The 17,785-nt window shown below is 56.0% G+C and carries 15 protein-coding genes; 2 read left to right on the forward strand and 13 right to left on the reverse strand.

The features are described from left to right. The first annotated feature begins 26 nt into the window (after window positions 1-26). Together ACX0MV_RS11225 and ACX0MV_RS11230 are read left to right on the forward strand one after the other, a co-directional pair. The gene (locus tag ACX0MV_RS11225; protein WP_458982589.1) at window positions 27-2,774 is read left to right on the forward strand and encodes a hybrid sensor histidine kinase/response regulator; all 2,748 of its coding nucleotides are present in this window, start codon (window positions 27-29) and stop codon (window positions 2,772-2,774) included. Between the two features lie 79 nt (window positions 2,775-2,853). Beyond that, window positions 2,854-3,093: a YheU family protein gene (locus ACX0MV_RS11230; protein ID WP_458982590.1), complete on the forward strand. Its 240-nt coding sequence runs from the start codon at window positions 2,854-2,856 to the stop codon at window positions 3,091-3,093. 15 nt (window positions 3,094-3,108) lie between these two features. Here ACX0MV_RS11230 and ACX0MV_RS11235 read toward each other — a convergent pair whose 3' ends face one another. The 13 genes from ACX0MV_RS11235 to ACX0MV_RS11295 form a co-directional block, all read right to left on the reverse strand. Continuing rightward, the gene (locus tag ACX0MV_RS11235; RefSeq protein ID WP_458982591.1) at window positions 3,109-3,537 is read right to left on the reverse strand and encodes a hypothetical protein; all 429 of its coding nucleotides are present in this window, start codon (window positions 3,535-3,537) and stop codon (window positions 3,109-3,111) included. Between the two features lie 142 nt (window positions 3,538-3,679). After that, a complete protein-coding gene (locus ACX0MV_RS11240) occupies window positions 3,680-4,849 on the reverse strand; it encodes an MFS transporter (RefSeq protein WP_458982592.1) in 1,170 nt (389 codons plus the stop codon). 108 nt (window positions 4,850-4,957) lie between these two features. Then, window positions 4,958-5,767, reverse strand: a complete 810-nt coding sequence (locus ACX0MV_RS11245; protein WP_458982593.1) for an SDR family oxidoreductase — start codon at window positions 5,765-5,767, stop codon at window positions 4,958-4,960. Between the two features lie 130 nt (window positions 5,768-5,897). After that, window positions 5,898-6,281 carry a DUF2784 domain-containing protein gene (locus tag ACX0MV_RS11250; RefSeq protein ID WP_458982594.1) on the reverse strand — a complete coding sequence of 128 codons (384 nt, stop codon included), beginning with the start codon at window positions 6,279-6,281 and terminating at the stop codon, window positions 5,898-5,900. A gap of 110 nt (window positions 6,282-6,391) precedes the next feature. Further along, window positions 6,392-6,718, reverse strand: a complete 327-nt coding sequence (locus tag ACX0MV_RS11255; protein ID WP_458982595.1) for a ComEA family DNA-binding protein — start codon at window positions 6,716-6,718, stop codon at window positions 6,392-6,394. A 170-nt stretch (window positions 6,719-6,888) separates the two neighbouring features. Then, window positions 6,889-8,892 (reverse strand): polysaccharide biosynthesis protein, encoded by a 2,004-nt coding sequence (locus ACX0MV_RS11260; RefSeq protein ID WP_458982596.1) that lies wholly within the window; start codon window positions 8,890-8,892, stop codon window positions 6,889-6,891. 99 nt (window positions 8,893-8,991) lie between these two features. Further along, window positions 8,992-9,999 carry an MraY family glycosyltransferase gene (locus ACX0MV_RS11265; RefSeq protein ID WP_458982597.1) on the reverse strand — a complete coding sequence of 336 codons (1,008 nt, stop codon included), beginning with the start codon at window positions 9,997-9,999 and terminating at the stop codon, window positions 8,992-8,994. Continuing rightward, a complete protein-coding gene (locus ACX0MV_RS11270) occupies window positions 9,993-10,964 on the reverse strand; it encodes an NAD-dependent epimerase/dehydratase family protein (RefSeq protein WP_458982598.1) in 972 nt (323 codons plus the stop codon). The genes ACX0MV_RS11265 and ACX0MV_RS11270 overlap by 7 nt, the downstream gene beginning before the upstream one ends. Before the next feature lie 162 nt (window positions 10,965-11,126). Further along, entirely contained in the window at window positions 11,127-12,386 is a 1,260-nt protein-coding gene (locus ACX0MV_RS11275; protein WP_458982599.1) for an O-antigen ligase family protein, read from the reverse strand. A 61-nt stretch (window positions 12,387-12,447) separates the two neighbouring features. Next, window positions 12,448-13,836: an undecaprenyl-phosphate glucose phosphotransferase gene (locus ACX0MV_RS11280; RefSeq protein WP_458982600.1), complete on the reverse strand. Its 1,389-nt coding sequence runs from the start codon at window positions 13,834-13,836 to the stop codon at window positions 12,448-12,450. Window positions 13,837-14,798: 962 nt separating this feature from the next. Further along, window positions 14,799-15,905: a DUF1972 domain-containing protein gene (locus tag ACX0MV_RS11285; RefSeq protein ID WP_458982601.1), complete on the reverse strand. Its 1,107-nt coding sequence runs from the start codon at window positions 15,903-15,905 to the stop codon at window positions 14,799-14,801. A 27-nt stretch (window positions 15,906-15,932) separates the two neighbouring features. Continuing rightward, window positions 15,933-17,054 (reverse strand): glycosyltransferase family 4 protein, encoded by a 1,122-nt coding sequence (locus ACX0MV_RS11290; protein ID WP_458982602.1) that lies wholly within the window; start codon window positions 17,052-17,054, stop codon window positions 15,933-15,935. Window positions 17,055-17,063: 9 nt separating this feature from the next. Continuing rightward, window positions 17,064-17,756, reverse strand: a complete 693-nt coding sequence (locus ACX0MV_RS11295) for an acyltransferase (protein WP_458982603.1) — start codon at window positions 17,754-17,756, stop codon at window positions 17,064-17,066. Window positions 17,757-17,785: the final 29 nt, after the last annotated feature.

Raw genomic sequence — 17,785 nt, forward strand, 5'->3', positions numbered from 1 at the left:
CCTGATACCGAAGATGGAGTTCGCGGATGCCGCGTTTGTGTCTGGCGGTGCTACTGCTCTGGCTGTGCAGCCCGGCCTGGGCGCTGACACCTGCAACCCTGGATCGCGATGATCTGCGCATTAGCCTCGGCGCATCGATGGGTTATCTGCAGGACGCCGACGGCAGCATGACGCTGGAGCAGGTCGCAGCGTTACCGGACAACCGGTTTTTCCCGGTACACGGCGACCACGCCAACCTCGGCAAGAACGAATCGGTGTGGTGGTTCAAGGTGCGCCTGCGCAACAGCCTCGACCATGATCTTGCCGGTTACCTTGAGGTCAACTATCCACTGCTCGATCAGGTGACCCTCTACTTAGAGTCGGCACCCGGCGTATGGCGCGAGCAGGAAAGCGGTGACCGCTACGCGTTCTCCCAGCGTCCGGTCCAGGTGCGCAACTTCTGGTTCCCGGTCAGCTTGCGCGAAGGCGAAAGTACGCTGCTGATTCGGGTCGAAAGCACCAGCACGATTTTCCTGCCGCTGTTCTTCAGCACCCACCACGCCAGCGCAGCCGCCCAGGAAAATCTCATGGGCGTGAATGGTGCTTTCTACGGCGTGCTGTTCGCGATGTTCTGCTACAACCTGTTCCTGTTCTGTTCGCTGCGCGAATCAGCCTACTTCTGGTACCTGGTCTACAACCTCAATATCGGCCTGTTTGCCGCCAGCTTCGACGGCATGCTGTTCAAACTGCTGCCAGAGCACACCGGCCTGCAGTCGGTGAGCATCTACATCCTGATGTTCATCCACTGCGTCACGGCTACCCAGTTCAGCCGGCACTTCCTGCACACCCGTCATTACTTCCCGCGCCTCGATCAACTGCTGCGCCTGCAGATGCTATTGGTGGTCGCCTGCCTGATTTCGGTACCGCTGATCGGCCTGCAAGCCTGGAACATTCTCGCCAGCTTGACCGTTCTCGCGGTGTCGTTCGCCCTGCTGCTGAGCGGCGCCTACGTATGGCGCAAGGGCTTGCGCTATGGCTCGTACTACATCCTGGCCTGGGGCATTTTGCTGGCCTCGTTCATCATCGCGACCTCGGGTTCCCTGGGGATCGAGCTGTTCGGCCTGTACGGCGCCGCGGTGGTCAAGGTGGGCGTAACCATCGAGCTGATCACCCTGTCCATCGGCCTTGCGGACCGCATCAACCTGCTCAAGGAAGAAGGCTTCCAGTCGCGCCGCGCCGCCGAACAGGCAGAGATCGAAAATCAGGCGAAAAGCCGCTTCCTGGCGAAGATGAGCCACGAAATCCGCACGCCCTTGAATGGTGTGCTGGGCATGCTGCAATTACTCAAAGAAACCCCACTGGACAGGAGCCAGCGCTTTTATGTCGATACCATTTCCAGCTCGGGCAGCTCACTGATGGCTGTGATCAACGACATCCTCGACTACGCCCGCATCGAGTCCGGCAAGCTCAACCTGGAACATATCGAGTTCGATCTGGAAGAGCTGATTTCCGACACCCTCAGCCTGTTCACCGGCCAGGCCCTGGATAAGCGCCTGCGCCTCTATGTGGCTCTGGACGCCGGTGTGCCGAGGCGCATCAGCGGCGACCCGACCCGCCTCAAGCAGGTGCTGATGAACCTGCTGAGCAACGCGCTCAAGTTCACCGCCGAAGGCCATGTGGCGGTCAATGTAAGCCGGCGCGAGGATGTGCAAGGTAACTGGCGCCTGGTATTTGCGGTCAGCGACAGCGGTATCGGCATCAACGATCAGGGCCAGACTCAACTGTTCGAATCCTTTGCCCAGGTCGACTCCAGCACTACCCGGCGCTACGGCGGCAGTGGCCTGGGCCTGGCCATTAGCAAGGAACTGGTGGAAATGATGGGCGGACGTATCGAGGTGCACAGCACGCCGGGCCAGGGCGCACGCTTCGCCTTCGACATCGCGCTGCCCGCCGAGGCGAGCGAGCCTGATCCGCTGGGCCAGTTGCTCCATGGCCGCACCGCGCTGCTGAGTTCGCTGGACGGCTTCGGCCTGGATGCCTTGAGCCGCCTGCTCGGCCGCTGGGGCATGCGCACCGAGCGCTGCCTGAGCCCGGAGCACCTGCACGAACACCTCGCCGATTTCGCCACCCCACCGCTGCTGGTTTTGATGGCGCCATGGCCTGGCAGCATCCAGCACTGGCTCGATACCCTTCGACCGCAGCTGCTGCCAGGCCAGCGGGTATTGTTGCTGTGCTCGCCCGAGCAATGCCGCCAACTGCCTTCGAGTGGCGGCCTGCGCCTAATCAGTCTCGCCCAGCCATTGGCGGTCACCGCGCTGCGCGCGGCGCTGAACGAGCTTTATCAGGAGCCGCAGAACGTGCCGCACCCACCGGCAAGCGAGCCGCCGCGCAGCAGCGCCGATGCGCCATGCATTCTGGTGGCAGAAGACAACCCGGTGAACCAGCTGGTCGTGCAGGGCTTCCTGAAACGCCGGGGCTACGTCGTAAAGGTGGTAACCAACGGCCTGGCGGCGGTCAATGAGTACCAGCGTGATCCGGCCGCCATTCAGCTGATTCTGATGGATTGCGAAATGCCAGAGATGGATGGCTTCGAAGCCACTCGGCAGATTCGCCGGATCGAACGGCAGCGCAACCTTGCGGCGGTGCCCATCGTCGCGTTGACTGCGCACATCCTCGATGAACACCGGCAACAGGGCATTGCTGCGGGAATGGACGGCTTTCTCGGCAAACCGCTGGACAGCGCGAAGCTCTACGGCACCCTGGACAGCTATCTGCCCAGACTACCCGCCAGTTGATTACGCAGCCGGCTGCAGGGCATGGCCAGGTCAACCGCCGCGCGTTAGCATCGCGCGCTGCGCTCTGGAGTATGAAACCGTGTTGATCCCCGCAAGCCTGTTGCAAGCAGACACCCTCACCGGCCTGATCGAAGACTTCGTCACCCGCGAAGGCACCGACAACGGCGACGAAACGCCCCTTGAAACCCGCGTGCAGCGGGTACGTCGTGCGCTGGAAAAAGGCGAGGCGGTGATCGTGTTCGACCCGGAAAGCCAGCAGTGCCAACTGGCCCTCAAGCGCGACGTGCCCAAGGAATGGCTGCAAGACCTCAGCGACTGAAGCGCGAGGTGCGCTTCAGCCGCGCACACCGCCTTCACGCTCCCAGGCGCAGCGGACGCGCAGCTCGCCTTCCTGGGGGCTGTGCAAGCCGTTGTCGGACTCCCAGCGAAAGGTGTGGGTGCCATTCAGTTCGGTTTCCAGATGCACCACTGCACTGGTCCAGTACAGGCGCTTGAGCAGCGCTTCGAACTGCGCGACCCACAAGCTCCACTCGTATTCCACCGACTGGTAGCTCGCGCCGAAGTGAATGACCTGGGTCTGGTAAAGGCCATCGCTTGGCGGCTGGCAGAAGGCAAACATTTCTCGACCGAGAAATGCCCAGGCGTCACCGCTTGGCAGGGTGGCCAGTACCTGTTCATTGATTTCGCGGCGCAAACGACTTTCCGCCGAGCTCTCCGACGGCCAGTCGCGGATGCAGCCATAAACGATGGATTCGGACTCCACGCGGGCACTCCAGAAATTCAAGGCTGCCTTCTATCACAGCGTCGGCATGCAAGAAAGGAACTGCTGCGAAACTTTGCCGATTGCCGGTTGATTCAGCGAGACGCCCGGTTTTGACGGGCGGCTGTCGGGTTTGGATGGTGAGCTAGCCGGGCGCCACACGCGGGCCGCGGCGCATCAGCCAGGCAAGTACCGTCATCAACAGCGCCAGGCCGGTCAACACCATGAACGGCAGCTGGTAATCACCCGACAGATCCCGCGCAAGCCCCGTCAGGATGGGCGTGAAGCATGCCAGGCAATAGCCGAAGCACAGCATCATCGCGGTCCAGCGGCTGACTGCCAGGGGCGAGCCCGCTTCATACAAGGGCAAGACCATCGACAAGGCAAATGAGCCGCTGAGGGCGAAACCAATGCTGAGCGCCCAGAACTCCGGCAGGAGCGTGGGTGCGAAGGTAATCATTGCCAGACTGATGGTTGAAAGCAGGCCGCAGCCCATCAGCAGCAGGTAGCGATTGCGAAACCGCTGGGCCAACCAGGGCATCAGAAAGGCGCTGGGCAGCCCCATCAACATCGACAGGCTGAACAGCGTATTGCTATGCATCAGGCTCAGCCCGGCTTCGTGATAGCGCGCTACCGTCCAGGTCGCCAAGGCGTAAAACAGCCCCGCCTGGAGAGCGAAAAAACAGCTGATCAACCACGCCCTCGGCTGCCGCCAGGGCAAACCACTGCTGGTGCGCTGCTCATCATCAGGTTCAGCGCGGTTGGGCAACAACAGCCAGAGCAGCATTCCAAGCATCGCCGGCAACGCCCAGAACGCCAGCCCGCGCGACCAGTCGTTACTCAGCGTCTGGGTAATCGGCAACACCAGAACCACCCCACCTGCACCGCCGACCGCCATGCCGAGCGAATACCAGCCCACCACGTGCCCCATCTGGCCCGCGAAGTAGCGTTTGATGAAACCGGACAACAGCGGCCCTGCAACGGCTATGGCCGCACCCAGCAACACCGAGCTAGCGATCAGCACCGCGCTCAGCTGGCTTGCCAGGCGCATTAGCAAGGCCAGAGCGATTAGCCCCAGGCAGATCGTGATGGTTCGCTCCAAGCCGATACGCAGCGCCAACCGCGGCGCCAGTGGCGCCAGAAGGCCCATGCACAGCACTGGCAGGGCGGTGGTCAGGCTGATCAGCGAGCGACTTAACGCCAGTTCTTCGGCGATTCGCTCGATCAAGGGCGCGAGGGAAGTGATTCCCGGCCGCAAATTGACTGCGGCCAGCAGTAGAGCCAGCAGAAGCATGGCCCGAGAGACAGGTTTCACAGCATTACCACGACAAGGCGGCCACGCAGACCGGGGCAGCAACCCTAACGCCGGCGTCCTTGATGAACAAGAGCCGCCGCCGAAAAAGTTGACCTTTAAGACAGATAACTAATCCTGCTTACCCTTGTTGCGCATCCGCTCGGCCATCTTGGCCATTTCATCGTAAAGCAGCTGCGGGTTCTTCTGCTTCAACTCCCAGGCCATTCGGCCCTGCTCGTGGGGCAGGATCATGAATGCGTCCTTGGCGATTTCGTCGTAGATGTACTCGGCGATATCCGCAGCGCTGATGGGCGAGCCTTCGAGCAGCTTGCCAACCTGGGCCTTCATTGCGGGTGTTGGGCCACGAAAGGAATCCAGCAGATTGGTCTGGAAGAACGATGGGCACACCACATGCACCCCAATCTCCTGCGCCTTCAGCTCGATCAGCAAGCTCTCCGACAGCGCCACCACACCGGCTTTGGCCACGTTGTAGTTGCTCATGGCCGGGCCCTGCATCAACGCCGCCATGGACGCGATATTGACGACCTTGCCTTTGCTGCGCTCGAGCAACGGCAGGAACGCCTTGCAGCCCTTAACCACGCCCATCAGGTTGATCGCGATCTGCCAATCCCAGTCTTCCAGCGACAGCTCGCTGAAGAATCCACCCGAGGCCACACCGGCGTTGTTGACGATCACATCAATGCCGCCAAGCTTCTCCTCGCAGGCCTGCGCCAGCGCGGTCAGCTGGCTGTAATCGCGCACGTCGCAGCGCTGGGTAAAACCGCTGCCGCCCGCCGCTTTTACCATTTGCAGGGTCTCGGCCAAGCCAGGTTCATTGACGTCCGAGAGAGCCAGTTGCCAGCCCTCACGGGCCCAACGCAGGGCGATTTCACGACCCAAACCCGAACCTGCTCCGGTAATCATCATGCGTTTTTGCATATCAAGGTCGCCTACTAATGCTGTGGTAGATGGGCGCAGTGTAGCCAACGAAATTATCAACCCCACGTACCATTTGCGCGCTGAATGATTGCTCAGCATTTACGCTGGATTGGGAGCAACAATCGTTGGTTCAGTGGGATCGGGGACGGTTGTTGCGCTTGAGCCGCACCACCAGCAAGCCGTACAGCAGCAGATTGAGGACCAGCACGAATGTCCCTAACCACAGCTGCGTCTGCTCAGTCAGGCCAGAAGGGTAAATAACAGGCATGAGGTAATGTTCGATAAATCCGCCCTCATATCCGGCCTCCCCTGCGGCGTGGCGCAAGCTGTTTTCAAGGGGCGTAAGCGGGCATTGCAAGTGCATCAGCTCGACAGTTACACCCCATACCGCAGCAGGTAGATGCAAGAGCGCTATGCCACGCCAGCGTATTACCAGCAAACCGCCCAGTAGAACAAAGATGATGAATAACAGATGAACGAGCAGTACGCCGTCCGCCGCCAAGCTCAGGATCATCGGTATGCCTTTAATAAGTGATGCGCGAAAGTAGCGTGTGATCAATCAATACCGTTATTCAGAAACAGAAAGGCCGGTTTAGAACCGGCCTTTTGATCACGCACTGCGCGTCAGTTGATACTCAACCTGTCGCGATTCTTTTCCAGAGTAGCAGCACCAATACCTTTAACTTCAAGCAACTCATCCACCGAAGCAAAGGCACCGTGTTCGTCGCGATACGCCACTATCGCCTGCGCCTTGACCTGGCCAATCCCCAACAGCTCACGCTGCAGTGTCTCGGCATCGGCGGTATTGAGATTGATCTTGGAAACAGCCGCGACCTGAGTAACTTCATCTGGACTGGCTTGTTTGGTATTGGCAACTTCGGCTGCTGAGGCAATCAGCGACATCGAAGCAAGCAGAGCGAACAACAGAGACGACAGCAGGGATTTACGCATGGTGTGCATCCTTTCGTTAGTTTTGATCCAGGGTTCGTGGGACATCCCAGCTCCACGAATTCAAAACTAGCTGTTGTTGCCTATCTGTCAAATACGTTGGACATATTCGTCAGAGCTGTGCCGTTATTAATAACGGTGCGCACCACAGACAGTTCATACCCGGCCCTTGCTTAGGGCTCAAGACGGCGCTGTTGATGAATCCAGTCAACAATTTCACCTTCCGGCTTGTAACCGGCAACCGTCTCGCGCAGCAACTTGCGTACACGGTCATAGTCATCCTGCTCAACCGCCGCCAACAGCTCGGTCAACACGACCTTGAAATCCTCCCAGGGCACGTGATCTTCATTGGCGCGCATGATCATCGGATGGTCAGTTGGGCTGACGTTATTACCGATCAGCAACTCTTCGTACAACTTTTCACCCGGACGAAGCCCGGTGAACTCGATGGCGATATCGCCTTGGGGATTCTTATCCGAACGAACGCTGAGGCCGCTGAGATGAATCATCTTTTCAGCCAAGGCTGCGATCTTCACAGGCTGGCCCATATCCAGAACAAACACATCTCCACCCTGCCCCATGGCACCGGCCTGAATGACCAGTTGAGCAGCTTCTGGAATCGTCATGAAATACCGGGTGATATTGGGATGAGTAACGGTAACCGGCCCACCTTTACGAATTTGTTGGTGGAATAACGGAATAACCGAGCCGGATGAACCCAGAACGTTTCCGAAGCGGACCATGGTGAAGCGAGTCTTGTTGACCTGATTCAACCCAAACTCGTCACGGAACAATACGGGTGCTGGCTCCCGGCTAAGTGCCTGCAACACCATTTCTGCCAGGCGCTTGGTGCTACCCATCACATTGGTCGGACGCACGGCCTTGTCGGTGGAAATCAGCACAAAATGCTCGACGCCAGCCTTCATCGCTGCTTGAGCGGTATAGATAGAGCCCAGCACATTATTCAACACGCCTTCAGCAATATTGTGCTCAACGATGGGAACATGCTTGTACGCCGCAGCGTGATAGACCGTGTCGACGTGCCACGTTCGCATGACGTCAAGCAAGCGAGCCGCATTACGAATTGAACCTACAACGGGCACCAAACGTACGGACAAAGATTCACGGCAAACACGCTGTTCCAGCTCACTATGGACGCAGTAAAGATTGAACTCGCTATTCTCGAACAGCAGCAAGGTAGTTGGCTCAGTCGCGATAATCTGCCTACACAACTCAGAACCGATAGAGCCACCAGCTCCGGTTACCATAACTACACGCCCGCGAATACAACGTTCCAGCAGCGCTAAATTAGGTGGCACCGTGTCACGTCCGAGCAAGTCGGCGATCGCTACTTCCTGCAGGTCATCGACTTTTACCCGGCCACTGGCCAACTCCATGAAATCCGGCACGCTGCGCACATGCAACGGAAAACCTTCGAGCAATCCAAGTATTTCACGCCGCCGAGAACGGGAAAGCGAGGGAACCGCCAGAAGAATTTCTTGAGCTCCAGTGTCGTCTATCATCCGCTGAATATACATAGGCCTATATACCTGCAAGCCAGCAATAATCTGCGTGGAAATGCTTTTATCATCGTCGACAAACGCCACAGGCTGCACCGACCGCCCCGCGCGCAAGGCCGCTACTAATTGATTGCCTGCTGCGCCCGCTCCATAGATCGCGACCTTGGGTAATGAATCACGTCGCCCGGAACTTCCAAAGGACAAATGGCGCGCCGCTACATACCAATCACCCATAAAATATTGCCGCATTAACAGACGCAGACCGCCCACCAGCAACAGGCTAAACCACCAATAATTGAATACTATGGAACGGGGAACGAGGGCCGGCGCACCTCGATACCAGTAAACCGCCAGGGATAGAAGCAGAGCGGCAAGCGTCACTGCCTTAAAGATCGCCACCAAGGCATCATTGCCGAAGTAACGCATCACGGCGCGGTACATGCCTAGGCGAATAAACAATGGGATGGCTATTACCGGCGCAGCGATAAACAGCCAAGCATGATCGCCAAACGGATCGATCCGCTTGTCGAACCCCATCCGCACGATAAATGAGAGTCGCAGCGCCGACCAGACCAGCACAACGTCCACCACCACTTGCAGCAAACGCTTGTAACGCCGCGGCAGACGCAACAACGCAGTGCGTAGCTTATCCGTCATCCTTTTCCACCATTATTCACCCGGAGCAGTCGCAACCCATTCGAACAATGGCCACTGGCAGCTTAGCGCAACGCAGATTGGCATAGCTAAGGCAATCATTTAGTCGGCGACTCCGGCATTCAAATTCCAAGCCAGCACGAGCAGTGGGGCATAAGCGATCGTCAAGCCTGCAAGACCATCCAGCCCACCCAACACTACTCCCAGTGCAATAGGCAATAGCCAGCATAGACTCAACAGCGCCACGCTTAGGGTAACCGGCAAGTGCCCCCCATAGTGCCGCGCCGCGTGCTGGTAGGCATGGCTGCGATGCGCCTCATGCAACCGCTCACCGTCGAGCATACGCCGTACCAGTGTCAGCGTGCCGTCGACTATAAAAACCCCTAGGAGAATCAACCAGGCCCAAAATAGATCGGCCGAGACCCAGGTGGCCTGCAACATCATCACGCCCAGTACCATGCCAAGAAAACCACTCCCCGCATCGCCCATAAAAATCTGCGCAGGCGGGACGTTCCAGTAAAAGAACCCAAGCACAGCACAAGCCAGCGCCAACGGTGCCCACAGCAGTTCGACATACCCGGTCGCGGCATAAAGCACCGCGCCCCCTAGGCAGACAACAAGCGCTTCTACGCTAGCAATGCCGTCGATGCCGTCCATAAAGTTATAGAGGTTCAACAGCCAGACCATGCCTAAAGCGGCCAGCCCGTGCCCCAACAAGCCCATATCCAGAGGAGCCCCCACCACTTCCAGAGGCGGCATCCCGCCGAGCCAGTACAGCGCCCAACCAGCCGCGGCGAGATGCCCCAAAAGACGCCAGCGGGCCGGGATATGGCCATGATCGTCCAGTAAACCCAGCACCGCGACCCCGCCACCCGAGCCTAACATTGCCCACATTACCGGGTCGTCTAGGCCTCCGCGATAAGCCAGCCAGGGCAAGGCCAGGAGAAAAGTCACTACCAACGCCACACCACCACCGCGCGGGGTAGGCACTGAATGAGAGCTGCGCTCATTAGGGATATCTAGCAGGCCGCGCGACAAGGCATAGTGCCGCATCAGTCCTGTGAGGAACCAAGATACCAGCACGCTTAGGAGCAATAGGCCAATCAACATCTGCCAGACCGCATCAAAAAATCTTCAGCGGTTACGCTCAAGGCGTTAGCTACTGCATGCGCAGGCTGCCAACCTAGCAGCGTTTTGGTCTTTTCAATATCAACACATAGCTCGCCGCATAGACGCTGGGCCACCGAGCCACAGCCCGACAGTTGCAGGCCACTGCGCAACCAGCTACGCGGGACTGGCAGTAACCGGGCAGGACTCTGCAGCGCGCGGGCCAGATACCTTGCTAGTTCAGCGACGGACCAGTCGTCGCCATCGCTAACCATAAATATTTGGTTCACAGCCGCCGGATGTACCAGACAGATCAGCAAAAGGTCCAGCAAATTATCCAGCGCCACCAGGCTGCGCCGGTTATTGAGCGCCCCCAGGGGCAGCGGCAAACCGTGGGCTAGGCCGCCCATCAGACGATGGAAGTTGGCTCGAACCCCAGGACCATAGACCAGCGTTGGCCTGATGATCACCCACCGCATATCCGTAGCCTCACATAAAGCCTGCAAGGCCTGCTCGGCCTCCCACTTGGAGCGCCCATAAGCATCGCTCGGACAAGGTTGATCGGCTGCGGTGAATACATGCCCTGGGGGCGTTTCCTCGCCATTGACCTTTACAGAACTGATCAACACAAACCGTTTTACCCCAGCCTCGGCAGCGGCTGTTGCTAAGCGCAGCATACCCTCAACATTGACCGCGCGAAAAACAGCCAGCGGATCCGTAGCAGCGTCATCCATCACGTGAACGCGCGCAGCTGTATGCACCAGCACATCGACGCCCTGCAACGCGTCAGAATTCACCGCAGCCACCGCTAGATCACCCAGTACGCGGCGCTCGCAGGGCAACTCGTACTCGATCAACGCACCCGTCTTACGCAACCCCGCAACTGCGTCAATCCAGTCTAGAGCCAATAAGCGCTGCAGCAGCGCCCTTCCGACAAAGCCACTTGCACCAGTAACCAGCACCCGCATCAAACGCCACCGGATGGGTCGGCGACAACTGGGGTTATCGCTTGCATGTTCACTCCCGCAGATAGGTTTCGATAAACAGTAACCCCATTGCCGGTCATAGGCGATAAACATTGGGCGGACGAGACTCCGTTGAAGCGTAAACGACAAAGCCCAACAAGCAGGTTACCGCCTGTTGGCTCCTCCCCGTGGCACGCTCCTCATACTGTCTGACTGCACTCCCAGCAAAATGCCTACTGGAAACCAGAACAGCACCCAGTACGGGCTTGGCCGATGGAAGATGGCGTAGACATCCGACACCATGGCTACCATGGCATACACCAGCAGCGCTATGCCCAGGCGCGCTAAAGGCTGAGCCCGACATTGCCAGCCTTTCTGTAGCAGACTCAATAGTAGAAGAACAAATAAGACGATGCCAACAACACCGTATTCGTACCAGAGCTGCAGGTACAGACTATGAGCATGTATCACACTGAAATAGTGAGGTCGTGGAAAGGCGAACTGAAAGTCGGCCCCAGCCCCTGCCCCGGCCAACCAGAAAGTGGGAAAGCGTTCGGCCCAATTGGCCCAGATTAGGTCCCGGTTGGATACTCCACGCTTCAGCTCATACTGGACCTCTGGCCAGAACAGGTAGGCAGCGACCAGTATCAATAGGCAGCCCGTCCCGATCAGGCTGCGTGATCGAGTACTGGGAAACAGCAGTAACAACACAAGAGCGCCTACTGCTGTAGAAAACCAGGCTCCTCGAGAAAAGGTTAGCAGCACATAGGCCAGCAACCCAAGCATACCCAGCGCCAGCAAAGCGGTCTGCCATACTTCCACCTTCAACCCGACGAATAGGTAGGTTAAGAGAACTACGAACACGCCATAGTACAACCCTGCTATAACTGGATGCTTGAGGTCCGCCATCCCACGCCAGCCCAACTCGCTCAAGCGACCGCTAATGCGAACTATGTTGTATTCCAGCGGTTTGTCGAGCACCCCAAACTGATAATAAAGCGTTAGCCAGGCAAAGAGAGCAGCCAGTGCTACCGAAGCTAGCAACAAACCGTTGAAGGCGCTCTTATGGCGTACAAAGCTGGCCACTGCAAACACGTAGAAAACAATCAGCCCAACAATTTTCAGCCAATAGGTTAGATTTTTACCGGAGCCGGTATTGAATCCGCTGCTTAAGACAACCCAGGCTAGCAGGCATAACAGGATACAACCCGGGGGCTGACACCAAGTACTCAGTGAGAACCGCCGCCACAGTAACAGTAAAAATGTTGGCATAAACAACAGGAGATACGTCTGAGTCGCATAGCGGCTACCGTCGTTGTTAAACAACGGCCCGGTTAGCTGCACAAATAAGCCCAGTGCTAGAATCCATAACCAAGCAGTGGGGAGCGTTGCGATGGGGGCCGTCAAATGCTGGGTGAAACGCACAAATCCTCCTTCCAATGTCCTGATGCCGAATAACCTGAGACCAGTAAGCAGGTGCGCATCTTCAATAAGCGTTCTTGTTGATAAAACCTTTAAAGACTGTCAAAGATACAATCTTCAAATCCAGCCACAACGACCAATTATCGATATACCATAGGTCATATTCAACGCGCTTTTGCATTTTTTCCAGGGTATCGGTCTCGCCACGATAACCGCTTACCTGCGCCCAGCCGGTAATGCCTGGCTTAACCTTATGACGCTGCATGTAGGACTCAACTAGATCCTTATAATACTCGTTATGAGCAAGGGCATGAGGACGCGGGCCAACGATGGACATGCGCCCCTGCAACACATTGAAGAACTGCGGAAGTTCATCCAGGCTGCTACGACGCAAGAAAGCCCCGAAGGGGGTGATACGAGCATCGCAGCGGGTTGCCTGGGTCACCTCCCCGACGGGCTCTTGATGCAGCACCATCGAACGGAATTTATAAACTTTGAAACGTTTGCCATTAATACCCGTGCGGTACTGCTTAAATAGAACCGGCCCTGGAGAGGTGAGTTTGATTGCAATACCGATGACCAAACAGAGTGGTATTATCATTAGGCTGATCAGCGCGCCCAACAATATATCTTCCAGACGTTTGATCGCCCGCGCCGGACCATCCATCGGGCTGCAGCTCAGATCCAGGGAATAAAACCCGGCGATGTGGCTGACTTTGTGATTGAGCAAGGGAATGTCGCCCCACTCAGGAATAAAGCGCACTTCAACCGTGTGGTGACGCAGGGAATAGAGGATCGAGCGTAACGCCCCACCTTCGCCCAACGGCAAGCACAGCCAAACTTCATGCACGGCATGCTCATTTACAGCCTGAACCAGCTCATCAAGCCATCTTGGGCCACCTTGGATAAAGGCTAACTGGTGGGCAATAGTAAAACCGGACTCGCCAAGCGAACGGCCACTACTCAAACGTTGCGCTGTCTCGCCGCCAGCGCCCACTAACAATACCGATTTAAGGTTACGGCCACCAGCGCGCAGCTGGCGCAGCAAGAGGAAAAACCCTAGGCGCATCAGTAGGCTAAATATGCATCCGATGAGCAATAGAGTGAAAAACCAGAGCCGCGAGTAATCCCCCGAAACCTTGAGAAAAAAGGACAGCGATAGGAGTATACCCGCCGCAGCCATCCAACCGATCAATAAACGGCTGACCTGACGCAGAAACGGCTTGCCGCGCTGCGAACCATAAGCCCCGCTCATGCCCAGACAGAAAACCAGAACGATAGCAGTTAACAAGGTTGCCGTATCGTAGCGCCCGGCCATGGAAAAACCACCAAAACGCCAGTAATGTGCCAGAAATCCGGCAGCAATGACTAAGGCCATTTCCAGAAGCGCCACAAATAGCGGGACGGGGTAGCGCTCGGCAAATGTAGGCTGGTAACTCGGAATGGATTGCATACCCTTTACAAAACCCCAAACAGCTAGCTGATAAGCGACGAATACTAATGCCCTACGGCACAAAAACCCATGAAAAACACCGACTGACACCAACTTTATGGCTTACCCCAGGACTAGCGGAGGGACTTTAGCCGCGCCATGCTTCTACTGCGTCACCGTTGCCAAGTGCCCAATAGCGCAGGAGGGCAAACAGTCGCAAAGACTGCAAACCTATGTAATGAGGATAGCGTATAGGCTCAACCTCTCTGAGATGTGGAACGACCCGAGCTGTTCGATCACTGGTCTACAGCGCCAACGAGCCATATACATGGACACGTATTAAATGGTCAGAGCTAGCTTGGGAGGAGAATAATGCGAGTTCGGAGCATAAGACGTGGTTTCGGTAAACGGACCAACCGTTCTGTCAAGATAGCCATAAACTTCATCGGTGGAATTTAGCGAAAAAGCTGGACGCCATTTTTTGCTCACTCCCAAGTAACTCCAGTAGTGAAGTACGGCTCCAGCTGTAGGTATATAAAGAATATTAGTTTCGAAAAATCGCTAGGCAGCGGATGAAATGATCTACATAACTTGGCAGACCAAACACACCACTGCAGCCGACTTGAATACAACAAACACCGCACCTAAGGTCGTACCTTCACAGATTATTTACCTGATATAGACCATAACTAGCTAATCAGGCAGCCAATCACCTACTCTGATGCCGGCATAGTCAATTTGCCATGGACAACCTCAATAGCCAGCATCCTTCTTACAGACCTACATATCTAATACCAGCAGAGCATACTACAGCTACTCTCCTAAGCGAATAATGACGGAGCTCTTCAAGCCTGCTCAACATAACTTGACCAGGCCAAGACACAGACCTCCTACAATCCTGTCAAAAACAAACCAGATGGGCATGATATTATATAAGTAGTCCGTCAGAGATGAAAATTAAAGAAATCATTAGCTGCTCTTGATTATTTTGAGAGATACCAAAAGGTCAACAGTTCCTCATACTCCTTCAAAATCTGTGGCCAGGTAAAGCGCTCGTGAAAACGTGCAGTACTGCCGGCCTTCATGCTATTCACGACAACATCCTCCTTCAGCAACCGATCAAACAAGGCCGCGCAGGATGCTTCATCCTGGAAATAAGCGGCCTTATCACCAACAACCCAACGATTGAAGTGATTGTCATGAGCAATCACAGCGCAACCTGCTCCTAATGCCTCCACCAAGGAGGGATTGGTTCCGCCAACTCTATGACCGTGCAAATAGAAGCGACTGAAAAACCGAAGTGCCTGAACCACCCGCACATCGTAAATGGCTCCAGGGAAAATAACCTCTGCGCTAGCGGCCTCCATAACCTGTCGATGGAAGGCATTCTGCTCAGGCTGAAAGTTACCGAGCACAACCAGCTGATGATCACGAGGCGTTTTGCTGAAAGCACGGACCATTTCCAGAAAAGAATTCTCGGGCTCGGGACGCGCAATGATCACCGAAAAATGACCAGGCTTAAGCCCGTAGGCAGCCAAAGCAGTCTCGTCAGCATCGAGTACTTCATCGCCACCATAGGGAATCATGGTGATCTTACTATCCCGCACCCGCGTCGCCAGATGACTCTTGATCTGCGGGTGATCGGCCACCAAGTGATTACCTACCCAGCATCCCATACGCTCGTTGAGCCAGAACCAGGTTTTGGCGATCACGCCCCACTTGTCTCGACGCCACTCGATACCATCCATGTTGATAACGTTGGTTTGTCCTTTGGCCCGCTGCAGCAGATTGAAGACAGCCGTGTTATAGCCAAGCGTGAGGAATAGCCCCTGCTGAGAAAGAGCATGGCAGGTGGCTTTCCAGTCGAAGATGACTGTGCCTGCGGCACCCGCCCTGCTTACAGGTATATGCACCCGGCGAACGCCACACCATTCACTCTCAAAGGTTTCGGTACCCGAATCTTCCTGGCAATAGACGGTGACGGCCCACCCTTTTGCAACCAAGTACAGAGACAATTTTTCGGCAAAGGTTTCGAAACCGCCATGCTGCGCGGGAACACCACGAGTACCCAAGATAAAAAGAGACTTCATTCCGCTATATCTCGTTGAACGCGACATTCAGATGGAAAACAGAGCCCGTAGGCTTGCCCGATATCCGTCTATGGAGAAATGCTGCAAGAATCGCTCATGTGCACCGCGGCACAGCGAGGCATATTCAGCATCCGTAAATCCAACCAGTGCACACATCTGCTGCACAAGGGCCGCTTGATCGGCAGCCGCAAACAAGAACCCGCTACGTCCCTGCTCGACAATTTCGGTCAGGCCACCATGACCGGCAGCGATTACCGGCCTGGCGAATGAAAACGCCTCAATCGCGACCCGCCCAAAAGGCTCAGGCAGTGTGGATGGCACGACCACATAGTCGGACCAGGCGTAATGCTCGGTCGGATCCTGGCAGAACGAAAGTAAAGACACGATACCGACTAGGCCTGCCTGCTCAACCTTATCCTGCAGGTCGTCAGCCAGGTACTCATAGCCTTCAAAAGGACTGCCAACGATGCGTACTTGCAAGCGGCTAAGCACTTCGGCCGGCAGAAGGCCCAGGGCCTCGACCAGAAAGAACTGCCCCTTCCACTCGTTGATACGCCCGATCATCAATAGGCGGATCGGCCTTCCCGACAGCGATCGGGGTTGAACTTCAACAGGCTGTATGACCTTCTCTACACCGTTATAGATGACCTGACCTGGCAATCGAAAGGCCGCCTGAGTCGCCTTTGAGTTGAAAACCAGTTCAACACCGGAAAGCAGGAACAACGTACGGAACACAGCCAGTTGCCAGCCAGAAGGAATTTCTCGTACATGACAAATAATGCGCCTGGATGAAAACCGGTAAAAACACGCAGCACACAAGGCTGAAAACATCACCACAGTATTAATGTAGACAATCGGATGCCTGGCAAAACGCTGCAAATAAAACAACCATCCGGCCAGCATATTGAAGACAAATACCAATGGCTGCTTGAGCTCTCGTTTACGCAATATACCCTTCGAATAGAAGGCAAGGTTGACGCCCTCGATCTTCCGAACCTCTGTGGCGAGTTCGCCTTCAGCCGGTAGTATCACATCCAGTGTGGCGCCGGCACCGGCGAGGGCCTCGATGGCGGCCAGAAAACTGCGGTCGGAGCCGTAAAGCTCAGCACCTTGATGCAGACACAAAATTGAAGAATCGCTATCCCGCATAATTTACCCTTACCGACTTCTGATGACGCGCGCAGGATTGCCTACTGCAATCGAATTATTCGGGATGTCCTTGGTCACCAGACTGCCAGCACCAATCACACAGTTATTACCAATAGTGACACCTGCCACCACGGTCACCTTGGCACCAAACCAGCAGTTCTCGCCGATATGGATAGGCTTACGGATGGTGCCCTGCTTACGGATAAGTTGCTCGGAATCATCAAAACAATGGTTCTCGGGGTGGACACTGAAATACTGACCCGTAATGGTATTGGCACCGATATCAAGTCCACCCGAGCCACCTAAAGAGGAGTAATCGCCAATGGCCACATGATCGCCCAGAGTGATATGAGAACCGAGATTGTTGAACGTCGTCGAGACCACCACCCGGCTGAACGAGCCAATTCTGCAACCATTGCCGATGGTCAGCTTGCCACGCCCCAAACCACTGAGCGTGACGAAATCCCCCACTACAACCCAGCGACCAATATCAATCTTATGCAAATAGCTGAAGGACACACCACGCCCTAGAAAAAGGAAGCGTGGAGCCCGCAAGAACAGAAAGAGGCGCCATCCACGCAGCCACTCCCGCAGCATTTTCCAGGCAAAAGCCAGAATGATCCGGCTGGTCACCCCAGCATCAAAACAGAACTCTGGATTTTTGTAAGACCGGATGACACGTTCGAAAATAGCCTTCAGCATTATGCTTACTCAATAAACCGGTAAAACCA

Source organism: Pseudomonas cistanchae (assembly GCF_054483635.1).

What these genes read in the sequence shown, in the direction of transcription:
- ACX0MV_RS11225 (WP_458982589.1), top strand. Translation starts at nt 27, where the DNA reads ATGCCGCGTTTGTGTCTGGCGGTGCTACTGCTCTGGCTGTGCAGCCCG.
- ACX0MV_RS11245 (WP_458982593.1), bottom strand. Translation starts at nt 5,767, where the DNA reads ATGCAAAAACGCATGATGATTACCGGAGCAGGTTCGGGTTTGGGTCGT.
- ACX0MV_RS11250 (WP_458982594.1), bottom strand. Translation starts at nt 6,281, where the DNA reads ATGATCCTGAGCTTGGCGGCGGACGGCGTACTGCTCGTTCATCTGTTA.
- ACX0MV_RS11255 (WP_458982595.1), bottom strand. Translation starts at nt 6,718, where the DNA reads ATGCGTAAATCCCTGCTGTCGTCTCTGTTGTTCGCTCTGCTTGCTTCG.
- ACX0MV_RS11260 (WP_458982596.1), bottom strand. Translation starts at nt 8,892, where the DNA reads ATGACGGATAAGCTACGCACTGCGTTGTTGCGTCTGCCGCGGCGTTAC.
- ACX0MV_RS11265 (WP_458982597.1), bottom strand. Translation starts at nt 9,999, where the DNA reads ATGTTGATTGGCCTATTGCTCCTAAGCGTGCTGGTATCTTGGTTCCTC.
- ACX0MV_RS11270 (WP_458982598.1), bottom strand. Translation starts at nt 10,964, where the DNA reads ATGCGGGTGCTGGTTACTGGTGCAAGTGGCTTTGTCGGAAGGGCGCTG.
- ACX0MV_RS11280 (WP_458982600.1), bottom strand. Translation starts at nt 13,836, where the DNA reads ATGCAATCCATTCCGAGTTACCAGCCTACATTTGCCGAGCGCTACCCC.
- ACX0MV_RS11285 (WP_458982601.1), bottom strand. Translation starts at nt 15,905, where the DNA reads ATGAAGTCTCTTTTTATCTTGGGTACTCGTGGTGTTCCCGCGCAGCAT.
- ACX0MV_RS11290 (WP_458982602.1), bottom strand. Translation starts at nt 17,054, where the DNA reads ATGCGGGATAGCGATTCTTCAATTTTGTGTCTGCATCAAGGTGCTGAG.
- ACX0MV_RS11295 (WP_458982603.1), bottom strand. Translation starts at nt 17,756, where the DNA reads ATGCTGAAGGCTATTTTCGAACGTGTCATCCGGTCTTACAAAAATCCA.